This is a genomic window from Prauserella aidingensis (assembly GCF_024171865.1).
GTDB lineage: Bacteria > Actinomycetota > Actinomycetes > Mycobacteriales > Pseudonocardiaceae > Prauserella > Prauserella aidingensis.
Map to the genome: position 1 here is coordinate 36408 of NZ_JAMTCN010000021.1, position 12169 is coordinate 48576.

Annotated in this window: 5 protein-coding genes; all 5 read left to right on the forward strand. The window is 70.2% G+C overall.

The window, feature by feature from the left end; all coding sequences use genetic code 11:
• Positions 1–155: 155 nt before the first annotated feature.
• The 5 genes from ald (at position 156) to LY13_RS18980 (ending at position 11975) form a co-directional block, all read left to right on the forward strand.
• Entirely contained in the window at positions 156–1262 is a 1107-nt protein-coding gene (gene ald / locus LY13_RS18960) for an alanine dehydrogenase (RefSeq protein WP_253829940.1), read from the forward strand.
• Positions 1263–2026: 764 nt separating this feature from the next.
• The gene (locus LY13_RS18965) at positions 2027–3106 is read left to right on the forward strand and encodes an ABC transporter ATP-binding protein (protein ID WP_253829941.1); all 1080 of its coding nucleotides are present in this window, start codon (positions 2027–2029) and stop codon (positions 3104–3106) included.
• Positions 3106–3996 (forward strand): ABC-2 transporter permease, encoded by an 891-nt coding sequence (locus LY13_RS18970; protein ID WP_253829942.1) that lies wholly within the window; start codon positions 3106–3108, stop codon positions 3994–3996. Before LY13_RS18965 ends, LY13_RS18970 begins: the two co-directional genes overlap by 1 nt.
• A 126-nt stretch (positions 3997–4122) precedes the next feature.
• Positions 4123–7911 (forward strand): ABC transporter ATP-binding protein, encoded by a 3789-nt coding sequence (locus LY13_RS18975; RefSeq protein ID WP_253829974.1) that lies wholly within the window; start codon positions 4123–4125, stop codon positions 7909–7911.
• 245 nt (positions 7912–8156) lie between these two features.
• The gene (locus LY13_RS18980) at positions 8157–11975 is read left to right on the forward strand and encodes a multifunctional oxoglutarate decarboxylase/oxoglutarate dehydrogenase thiamine pyrophosphate-binding subunit/dihydrolipoyllysine-residue succinyltransferase subunit (RefSeq protein ID WP_253829943.1); all 3819 of its coding nucleotides are present in this window, start codon (positions 8157–8159) and stop codon (positions 11973–11975) included.
• Positions 11976–12169 lie beyond the last annotated feature (194 nt).

The window sequence follows — 12169 nt, forward strand, 5'->3', positions numbered from 1 at the left end:
TCATTCGAGGACCACTCGACCCGCCGATGATTGTCTTCGCAGCACGATGACACCGCCGTCCGGGTGGTTCACCGTGGTCGGAGACACCATTCCCACAAGGAAGCGCAAAGCAGCGCCCGTCCCGCCGACAGGTGGGCGCGATCGAGGAGGAAGCCGTGCGCATCGCCGTCCCGAAGGAAGTCAAGAAGCACGAGTACCGGGTTGCTCTGACCCCGGCGGGGGCTCACGAGCTGACCGCGCGCGGCCATCAGGTCTTCGTGGAGGCCGACGCCGGCCTGGGCTCGGCGATCAGGGACGACGAGTACGTCGCCGCGGGCGCGAAGATCCTGCCGACGGCCGACGACACGTGGTCCGAGGGCGATGTCGTGCTGAAGGTCAAGGAGCCGATCAGCGAGGAGTACGGCAGGCTGCGCTCGAACCAGGTGCTGTTCACGTATCTGCACCTGGCTGCGGACCGGGCGCTGACCGAGGCGCTGATGTCCGCGGGCACGACGTCGATCGCGTACGAGACGGTGCAGCTGCCGAACGGGTCGTTGCCGCTGCTGGCTCCGATGTCGGAGGTGGCGGGCAGGCTGGCTCCGCAGGTGGGTGCGTACTCGCTGATGCAGCCCGGTGGTGGCCGTGGCGTGCTGATCGGCGGTGTTCCCGGTGTGCACCCCGCGCGGGTGGTCGTGATCGGCGGCGGTGTGGCCGGTCTGAACGCGGCGCGGATCGCACTGGGCCTGGGCGCCGACGTCGAGGTGCTGGACACGAACGTGGACCGGCTGCGGCAGATCGACAGCGACTTCGGCGGGCGGATCCGTACGGTGACGTCGAACGCGTTCTCCCTCGAGCAGGCCGTGCTGGAGGCGGATCTGGTGGTCGGCGCCGTACTGGTGGCGGGCGCGAAGGCGCCGAAGTTGGTGTCGAACGATCTCGTGTCGCGGATGAAGCCGGGCAGTGTGCTGGTGGACATCTCGATCGACCAGGGCGGGTGCTTCGCGGATTCGCGTCCGACGACGCACGACGAGCCGACGTACCGGGTGCACGACTCGGTGTTCTACTGCGTGGCCAACATGCCGGGCGCGGTGCCGCGGACGTCGACGTACGGCCTGACGAACGTGACGTTGCCGTACGTGCTGCGGCTCGCCGAGGACGGCTGGGAGGGTGCGCTGCGTGCGGATCCGAACCTGGCGAAGGGGCTGAACACGCACGCGGGCGCGTTGACGAACGCTCCGGTCGCGACGGCACACGGTCTGACCCACACGCCCGCCGACCTGTAAACCGAGCCTCGCGGAGCGGGCCGGTGTCCACGGCGGCACCGGCCCGCTCCGCGACCACGCATCGTGCAAGCCGTCACGTCCCGAACGCCGCCCACTCGCACCGCAGCAGGTTCTCAGCGCGATTCCCCCGCATGCGGGTGGTGCCCCCATCCGAGGACAGCGACGAGGTGGTGAATCGGCACGGTTCGTGCACGACGGGGTTCCGCAACCCGACACCCGCCCACGACACGGATCCGCCGACCTACGGGGGTCCGGGGGCGAAGCCCTCCGGCCGGGTCCGGGGTCGGACCCCGGAAGACACGAGGTTGAGCGACGCAGGAGCGTGAAAACGCAGCGTCACGCGACTAGGGGCGGCCCGCTCAACCAGCCTGGGGGTCACCGGGAGCGGGCCGCCACGTACCAGCTTAAGTCGTCGCTCGGCGGTTCGCCGCCCCGGGGTCGGCAAGTCGCGGCGTTTTTTGTTCACGAATCACCGCTGTTTCCGGGTAACCGTGGACGTCGATACGGCGGATTCCGGCATCGACACACAGAGTGACCGTTTTCGGACGCGGGCTCGTGGTCGGGCGCCGCGAATCGGCGACCTCTCCATTCTCGACGCGGGCCATGGGGCAGGATGGCGACCGCCACAGTGACGGACACCGCGTCCGCCGGTGCTGCGGACCGTCCGGCAGCCCTCGCGGGGCCGGGGTGCCTTGCCGTCGCGTGGTGCGACCGCACGTCAGGCGCGGTCGCAGGGGCCACAGCGCACCACAAGGGGATGGACAATGCACGACGGCAGTGGCCGCATCGCGGTGCAGAACCTCACCAAACACTTCGGGATCGTTCCGGCGGTCCAGAACCTGAGCTTCACCGTGGAACCGGGCTCGGTCACCGGGTTCCTCGGGCCGAACGGCGCGGGGAAGACGACGACCCTGCGCATGCTGCTCGGACTGGTGACACCGACATCGGGTGCGGCGACCATCAACGGACGTCCGTATGCACAGCTCGGCAACCCGGCACGGGTCGTCGGGGCCGTGCTGGAGAACGAGGGCTTCCACTCGGGCCGCACCGCGCGGAACCACCTGCGGGCGTACGCGGCCGCGATCGGTGTTCCGGATCAGCGCGTGGACGAGCTGCTCGGACTCGTGGGCCTCACCCCCGCGGCGGACCGTCCGGCCGGCAGCTACTCGCTGGGTATGCGGCAGCGGCTGTCACTCGCCACGGCACTGCTGGGCGATCCGCAGGTGCTGGTGCTCGACGAACCGTCGAACGGCCTGGACCCGGAGGGCATCGCGTGGCTGCGGGGATTCCTGCAGTCGTTCGCGAAGCAGGGCCGCACGGTGCTGGTGTCGAGTCACCTGCTCTCCGAGGTGGAGCAGATGATCGACCAGGTCGTGATCGTCAGCGCCGGGATGACGCGCTACTACGGCCCGCTCGAACAGTTGCGCGGCGCGCAGCGTTCCCGGGTGCTGGTGCAGCCCGCCGACGCGAACGCCCTCGTGACCGCGCTGCAGGAGGCGGGCGTCGGCGAGGTGCAGCCGGCCCACGACGGACGGGTCGCCGTGACGAACGCCACCGTGCAGCAGATCGGTGACGTCGCCGCGAACGCGGGCGTGGCGGTCTACGGCATGGAGGAGGAAAAGGCCGATCTCGAGCAGCTGTTCTTCCAGCTGACCAGCCCGCAGTACGTCGGCGGCTCGCTGCCACCTGGCCAACCTCCCCAGCAACCTCCACAGCCGCCACACCAACCGCCGGGGCCGCCACCCGGGTTCCCACCGGGGCCGCCCGCGGGGCAGCCGCAGAATCCGTACCAGGCCCCGGGCTACCAGCAGCCGGGCCAGCAGGGCTGGGGAGGTGGCCAGTGATGGGCAACCTGATCAAGGCCGAAATGCGCAAGATCATCACCACGAAGAGCTGGTGGGCGCTGCTCATCCCCGCGTTCTTCGCCTCGCTGCTGTTCGCACTCGGCTGGGGTGCGTTCACCAACGAGGTCGGTGAAGTGCTCAGCAGCACGGAAACCCAGACGATCACCGGGGCGCTCGGCATCGAGACCGGCGAACTCCCGATGGGCCTGCTCGCCATCGGTCACGGCATCAACGTCGGCCTGCTGTTCGCGGTGATCCTCGGCGTACTGGCCGTCGCAGGCGAGTACGGCAAGAAGACCATCACGACGACGTTCCTGACGGCCCCGAACCGCGCGATGGCACTCGGGGCGAAGATGCTCACCTACAGCGGCTGGGGCGCGCTGTACGGCCTGGTCGTGTCCGCGGCCGCGAGCCTCGGCATCGCCTTCGTCGTCGACGGCGACCGGATGCCGTCGAGCGGGCAGTGGCTCGCCGTCATCGGCACCTCGCTGCTCGCGGGCATGCTGGCGACGCTGTTCGGCATCGGTGTCGGTGCCCTGTGGAAGAGTGTGGCGGGCAGCGTCGTCACGATCACCATCTACATGCTGCTGATCGAGAACGTGTGGGTCTTCGTCAGCTTCGGGTTGTGGCAGGAGAACGTCGCCTGGATGGGCGGCGTGCTGCCGAACGGCACGCTGAACGGCATCGTCGGTGCAATCGGTGCCGAGGCGTTCGGCGCCGCCGGGGTGAAGATCCCGGGTCTCGAGGCCGAGACCGCATGGGGCCTGCAGTACATCGCAGGCGCACCGGGGGCATTCTCGTGGTGGGCGTCCGCACTGATCTTCTTCGGCTGGACCATGCTCTTCTTCGGCAGCGGCTGGGCCGTGAACCAAAAGCGCGACATCACGTAACAGGCAGGCGACAAGGAGGAACCGGGAGTGTCGGGGCGGATCGGCAGCGCGGACAGCGACACCGCGGACACCACCGATCCGCCCGCCGCTCCCGGACCCTCCGGCAGCGGCGGCTGGGTACGGCGCATCGCCGCGGCGTGCTGGCGGCACCCGGCCCTGGTCGTCCTCGCGTTCGGTGCCGCCGTCCTCGGCGTCGGCGTGCAGGCCGCGAGCCCGCTGCTGATCCGCGAGGGCGTCGACGGCGCCGTAGCCGGGTCGACCGCCGACCTGCCGTGGCTGGCCGCCGCGCTCCTCGCGTTGCACCTGCTGGCGTTCGGCGCCGCGTTCGGCAGGCGCTACGTCGGCGGCAGGCTCGCCCTCGACGTCCAGCACGATCTCCGGCAGTCGGTGTTCGCCGCGGTGTCCCGACTCGACGGCGGCACACAGGACTCGCTGCGCACCGGGCAGATCGTCTCGCGCGCCATCACCGACTTGCAGCTCGTCACCGGGTTCCTGATGCAGGTGCCGCTCTCGGCCGGGTCGGTCGTGTTCGCGGTGCTGGCGCTCGGCGCGATGCTGTGGATGTCGCCGCTGCTGACGGTGATCGCACTGATCGTCGGCCCCGCGGTCGCGATCGTCCTCGCGGTGAGCAGGCGCAAGCTGTTCCCCGCGACGTGGTCGGCCCAGCAGCGTGCCGCCGAGATCGCCCAGCACGTCGAGGAGACCGTCACCGGCGTGCGCGTCGTCAAGGGCTTCGGCCAGGAGCAACGTGAGACCGGCAGGCTCTCCGACTCGGCGCGCAGGCTGTTCGCCGAACGGCTCCGCGCCGCGAAACTGTCGGCCGTTCCCACCGCGACGACCGGCGCACTGCCCGCGGCGGGCCAGATCGCCGTACTCGCGGTCGGCGGCATCCTCGCCCTCAGGGGTCAGATCAGTCTCGGCACCTTCCTGGCGTTCGCCACGTACGTCTCGTCGCTCACCGGACCGGCACGCATGCTCGCGAGCCTCGTCGTGCAGGCGCAGCTCACGCGCGCGGGTGCGGAACGCGTACACGAGCTCATCGACGCCCAGCCCGAGGTGCGGGAGCGGGCCGACCCGGAACCGGTCCCCGACGGGCCGCTCGACGTCGAACTGGACGACGTGCGGTTCGGCTATACTCGGTCCGAACCGGTTCTCGACGGCTTGTCCCTGCGCGCCGAACCCGGCGAGACCCTCGCAGTCGTCGGCACCGCCGGTTCCGGCAAGTCGACGATCTCGCTGCTGCTCCCCCGCTTCTACGACGTGCACGAGGGTGCGGTGCGCCTCGGCGGCGCCGACGTGCGCGAGCTCGGGCTGACCGACCTGCGCCGCACCGTGGGCGTGGTGTTCGAAGAGGCGTTCCTGTTCTCGACGTCCGTGCGGGACAACATCGCCTACGGCAGGCCGGACGCCTCCGACGAGGAGGTGATCGCTGCGGCCAGGGCGGCCGAGGCCCACGAGTTCATCGCCGCACTCCCCGACGGGTACGACACCCAGGTGGGCGAGCGCGGGCTCACGCTGTCCGGCGGACAGCGGCAGCGCCTCGGCCTGGCACGGGCACTCCTCACCGATCCGCGCGTGCTGATCCTCGACGACGCGACGTCGGCCGTCGACACCGCCACCGAGGCCGCCATCCACGACACGCTGCGCGGCGTCATGCGCGACCGCACGACGCTGTTGATCGCCCACCGTCGCTCCACCCTCGCGCTGGCCGACCGGATCGCGGTGCTCGACGGGGGCCGCGTCGTCGACGTGGGCACCGCCGGGGAGCTCGAGGCGCGCTGCCCGCTGTACCGCGAACTGGTGTCCGGCCCCGGCGACGACGCCGAGGAACCCGGTCACCGCGTGCCGCCCGAGCCCGGCGAGGGCGGCATCACCCCGGACCTGTGGCCCCGAGCCGCTACCGGACAGGCCGATGCAGGCCGCGCGGACGCGGAACCGGCCGGGCCCGATTCGTCGAGACCGGCGGTGTCGACGAGGTCGCAGGCCACGGGCCGGGGCGGCGGCCCCGGCGGGCACGCCTCGCTCGACCTGCCACCGACGCCGGAGCTGCTCGACAGGGTCAGCGCACTCCCGCCCGCCACGGACCGGCCCGACCTCGGCGAGCTCGACCCCACCGCGCCCGATCCTCGGTTCCGGCTCGCGAGCCTGCTGCGCCCGGTCCGCGGACTGCTGGCCGCGGTCATCGCGTTCGTGGCGATCGACGCACTGGCGACGATCGCCGTACCCGCCCTCTACCAACGCGGTGTCGACGACGGCGTGCGCACCGGCGCCGAGTCCGTCGTCCTCGTCGCGGCCGCGATCGGCCTCGTGGTGATCGCGGCGGACTGGCTCGCGATCGCGCTGCAGACCCGGCTGACCGCCCGTACCGGCGAGTCGGTGCTGTACCTGTTGCGGGTGCGCAGCTACGCCCACCTGCAACGACTCGGGCTCGACTACTACGAGCGCGAGCTGTCGGGACGGATCATGACGCGCATGACCACCGACGTCGACGCGCTGTCGACGTTCCTGCAGACCGGCCTCGCCACGGCCGTCGTCAGCGTGCTGACCCTGGCGGGCATCAGCGTGGCCCTCGTCGTCACCGCGCCAGGACTGTCGCTGTACGTGTTCGCCGTACTGCCGGTGCTCCTGGTCGCGACGGTGCTGTTCCGCAGACGTGCCTCGGCCGCCTACACCGAGGCACGCGAACGGGTCAGCGCCGTGAACGCCGACATGCAGGAGAACGTCAGCGGGCTCCGCGTCGCCCAGGCCTACACGCGTGAGGAGCGCTCGGCCCGCGACTTCGCCTCCCGCAGCGACGCCTACCGCCGCTCCCGCCTGCGCGCGCAGCGGTACGTCGCGACGTACTTCCCGTTCGTGACCCTGCTGTCCGGCATCGCGGAGGTCCTGGTGCTCACGGCGGGGGCGACCGGGGTGGCGAGCGGAGAACTCTCCCCCGGCGTGCTGATGGCCTTCCTGCTCTACCTCGGGCTGTTCTTCTCGCCGGTGCAGCAGCTGTCGACGGTGTTCGACGGCTATCAGCAGGCGAAGGTCGGCCTGCGGCGGATCGGCGACCTGCTGCGCACGCCGACGTCGGTGCCACCGCCCGAACACCCGGTCACCGTCCCCGAACGGCTGCGCGGCGACGTCGAGCTCGACGACGTCGGCTTCCACTACCCCGGCACCGAGACGCCCGCGCTCGCCGGCGTCTCGCTGACCGTGCCCGCGGGCACCACGATCGCGTTCGTCGGTGCGACCGGTGCCGGCAAGTCGACGGCCGTCAAGCTGCTCGCCCGCTTCTACGACGCCACGACCGGCACGGTGCGGATCGACGGCGTCGACGTGCGGGACTACGACCCGGCGGCCCTGCGCGCCCGCGTGGGCGTCGTGCCGCAGGAGCCGCACCTGTTCGTCGGTTCCGTGGCCGACAACGTCCGCTACGGCAGACCCGACGCCACCGACGCGGAGGTGGAGGCGGCCGTCCGTGCGGTGGGCGCGATCGAGGGCGTCGCCGCACTGCCGGAAGGGTTCGCCCAGCAGGTCGGCGAACGTGGGCGCTCGTTGTCGGCGGGGCAGCGGCAGCTCGTCGCGCTCGCCAGGGCCGAGCTCGTCGACCCCGACGTGCTGCTCCTCGACGAGGCGACCGCCGCACTCGACCCCGCAACCGAGGACGCCGTCCTGCGCGCCACCGACCGCCTCGCGGCCACGCGCACCACGTTCGTCGTCGCCCACCGGCTCGCGACGGCCGCGCGCGCCGACCGCATCGTCGTGCTCGACCACGGCCGGGTCGTCGAGGACGGCTCGCACGCCGAACTGCTCGCCGCCGACGGGGCGTACGCCCGGCTGTGGCGCCTCGGCGACGGCGCGGCGGCCGACACCTCTGGCGAGGGCGCCCCCGCGACCGGGTCAGCGGCGGCAGGTTCCCCACCGTCCGGCTGATCGGCCGCGACCGACCCCAGCGAAACCGGCATGAGACCGGTCACGAAAACCTGCGCCGGTCGCGGGGGTCGGCGAGGGTCAGGTGTACGCCCGACGACCGGTATCGATTCAGTGAGAAATCCGGGTTGCCCCACGCCGGCGGATCCGGCGTCAAGTGCGAGTTCGGTGACCGAGCCGGCAGCACGGGGGTTAGCCTGGTACGCGCGTAATTGGCACATCGAGACAGATAGAGGCGAGTCCAAGCCGTGTCCAGCAGCAGCCCTGCGTCACAGTTCGGCCCCAACGAATGGCTCGTCGAGGAAATGTACGACCAGTTCCTCGCCGACCCTTCTTCCGTCGACGCCGCGTGGCATGAGTTCTTTGCCGACTTCTCCCCCACGCAAGAGCGAAAGCCGGACACGACGGCAGCCGACCCGTCGGCCAACGGCCAGGCGCAGGCTCCGGCGCAGGCGCAAGGTAATGGCCGTGCCACCGGGCCGCAGGCCCCGAAGCACGTGGCGCCATCGGACCAGGCGTCCTCGGCCCAGCAGTCGTCGGCCCAGCAGTCGGCCGGCGAGGCCCCCGCGAAGGCCTCCGCTCCCGCGAAGCAGGCGCCCGCGAAGGCCTCCGCTCCCGCACCCGAGGCCCCGGCCACCGGCGACAAGAAGGCCGACGCCGCGAAGAGCGACAAGGCGGCCACCGGCAAGGCGGACAAGGCCGAGAAGCCGGAGAAGAGCGAGCCCGAGTCGAAGGTGCTCCGCGGCCCCGCCGCGGCGATCGCCAAGAACATGGACGCCTCGCTGAGCGTCCCGACGGCCACCAGCGTGCGCGCGGTGCCGGCGAAGCTGATGGCCGACAACCGCATCGTCATCAACAACCACTTGAAGCGCTCGCGCGGCGGGAAGATCTCGTTCACGCACCTCATCGGCTACGCCATGATCCGTGCGCTGCACGCCTACCCGAACATGAACCGGCACTACAAGGTCATCGACGGCAAGCCGCACGCCGTCACGCCGGAGCACGTCAACATCGGCCTGGCGATCGACATGCCGGGCAAGGACGGCGCGCGCAACCTCGTCGTCGCCTCCATCAAGAACTGCGAGAGCATGACGTTCCTGCAGTTCTGGCAGTCCTACGAGGACATCGTCCGCAAGGCCCGCAACAACAAGCTCACCGCCGACGACTTCGCCGGCACCACGATCTCGCTGACCAACCCGGGCGGCATCGGCACCAACCACTCGGTGCCGCGGCTACAGTCGGGTCAGGGCACGATCATCGGCGTCGGTGCGATGCAGTACCCGGCCCACTACGAGGGCACCAGCGAGAAGACCCTCATCGCCCTGGGTGTCAGCAAGATCATGACGCTCACGTCGACCTACGACCACCGCATCATCCAGGGCGCCGAGTCGGGCGAGTTCCTCAAGCGCATCCACGAGCTGCTGCTGGGCGCCGACGGGTTCTACGACGACATCTTCACCTCCCTGCGGATCCCGTACGAGCCGGTGCGCTGGGTCTCGGACATCCCCGAGGGCGAGATCGACAAGACCGCCCGGGTGCTCGAGCTCATCGAGTCGTACCGCATGCGCGGCCACCTGATGGCCGACACCGACCCGCTGAACTACCGCCAGCGCCGCCACGAGGACCTCGACGTCCTCTCGCACGGGCTGACGCTGTGGGACCTGGACCGGGAGTTCGCCGTCGGCGGGTTCGCGGGCCAGGAGAAGATGAAGCTGCGCGACGTCCTCGGCGTGCTCCGCGACTCGTACTGCCGCACGGTCGGCGTCGAGTACACCCACATCCTCGACCCGGACGAGCGCCGCTGGATCCAGGACCGCGTCGAGATCCCGCACGACAAGCCCGAACCCACGGTCCAGAAGTACGTGCTGAGCAAGCTCAACGCGGCCGAGGCGTTCGAGACGTTCCTGCAGACCAAGTACGTCGGGCAGAAGCGGTTCTCGCTCGAAGGCGGCGAGACGGTCATCCCGATGCTGGACACGCTGCTGGACAAGGCCGCCGAGCACAACCTCGACGAGGTCGTCGTCGGCATGCCGCACCGCGGCAGGCTGAACGTGCTGGCCAACATCGTGGGCAAGCCGATCTCGCAGATCTTCCGTGAGTTCGAGGGCAACCTCGACCCGGGCCAGGCCCACGGCTCCGGCGACGTCAAGTACCACCTGGGCGCCGAGGGCAAGTACTTCCGCATGTTCGGCGACGGTGAGACGCGCGTGTCGCTGACGGCGAACCCGTCGCACCTGGAGACGGTCGACCCGGTGCTCGAGGGCATCGTCCGCGCCAAGCAGGACATCCTCGACAAGGGCGGCGACGTCGACGGCTTCACGGTGCTGCCGGTGCTGCTGCACGGTGACGCCGCGTTCGCGGGCCAGGGCGTGGTCGCCGAGACGCTGAACCTCTCGCTGCTGCGCGGCTACCGCACCGGCGGCACCGTGCACGTGATCATCAACAACCAGGTCGGCTTCACGACCGCGCCGGAGCACGCGCGGTCCTCGAAGTACGCCACCGATGTCGCCAAGATGATCGGCGCACCGATCATCCACGTGAACGGCGACGACCCGGAGGCCGCCTACTGGGTCGCGCGGCTGGCGGTGGACTACCGCCAGGCGTTCAACAAGGACATCGTGATCGACATGATCTGCTACCGGCGCCGCGGTCACAACGAGGGCGACGATCCCTCGATGACCCAGCCCGGGATGTACGACATCATCGACAAGAAGCGCAGCGTCCGGAAGACCTACACCGAGGCGCTCATCGGCCGCGGCGACATCTCGATGGAAGAGGCCGAGGCCGCGCTGCGGGACTTCTCCAGCCAGCTCGAGCACGTCTTCAACGAGGTGCGCGAACTCGAGAAGCACCCGGTCACGCCGAGCCCGTCGGTCGAGGAGGAGCAGCAGGTCCCGGCGAACCTGCCGACCGCCGTCTCCCGCGAGACCGTCGAGCACATCGGCGACGCGTTCGTCAACGTGCCCGAGGGCTTCAACCCGCACCCGCGCGTCAAGCCGGTCATGGACCGCCGCGCCAAGATGGCGCGCGAGGGCAACATCGACTGGGCCTTCGGTGAACTGCTGGCGTTCGGGTCGCTCGCTCTGCAGGACAAGCTCGTGCGACTGTCGGGCCAGGACTCGCGCCGCGGCACGTTCACCCAGCGCCACTCCGTGCTGATCGACCGCGACAGCGGCAAGGAGTACTCGCCGCTGCAGCACCTCGGTGACGGCCAGGGCCGCGTGATGATCTACGACTCGGCGCTGTCCGAGTACGCGGCGGTCGGCTTCGAGTACGGCTACTCGGTGGCCAACTCGGACGCGCTGGTGATGTGGGAGGCGCAGTTCGGCGACTTCGTCAACGGTGCCCAGTCGGTCATCGACGAGTACATCTCCTCCGGCGAGGCCAAGTGGGGCCAGCTCTCCGACGTCGTGCTGCTGCTGCCGCACGGTCACGAGGGCCAGGGCCCCGACCACACGTCGGGCCGGATCGAGCGTTTCCTGCAGCTGTGCGCGGAGGGGTCGATGACGGTGGCCGTGCCGTCGACGCCCGCGAACTACTTCCACCTGCTGCGCCGCCACGCCCTCGACGGTGTCAAGCGGCCGCTGATCGTCTTCACGCCGAAGTCGATGCTGCGCAACAAGGCCGCCACGTCGAACGTAGAGGACTTCACCGGTGACTCGAAGTTCCTGTCCGTCATCGACGACGCCGACGTCGACCCGTCGAAGGCCCGCAAGGTGCTGCTGACCTCCGGCAAGCTGTACTGGGAGATGGTGGCCGAGCGGACGAAGCGAGAGATCGACGACGTCGCGATCGTGCGGGTCGAGCAGTACTACCCGCTGCCGAAGAAGAAGCTCGCCGAGGCGCTCGGCCGGTTCACCGCCGCCCAGCAGGTCGTGTGGGTGCAGGAGGAGCCGGAGAACCAGGGCGCCTGGCCGTACTTCGGCCTGAACCTGCCGCGCAAGCTGCCCGAGGTGCTGGGCAACCTGGACGTCGTGGCGCGCAGGCCGATGGCGGCTCCGTCGGCGGGCTCGTCGAAGGTGCACGAGGTCGAGCAGAAGGCGCTCATCACGAAGGCGTTCGAGTAGGCCACGATCCACGAAGAGCGGCCCGGCGGAGCAGGTGTTGCTCCGCCGGGCCGCTTTTTGTACCACCCACCCGGTGACGAGTAGCCGATACGCCACGTGACCACCCGATGCCCCAAGGGCACCTTGGTGGCGTTGAGTGCCACCAAGGTGCCCTTGGGGGTTTTCAGGGATGTACCCGGTCGGGGGTGTGAACC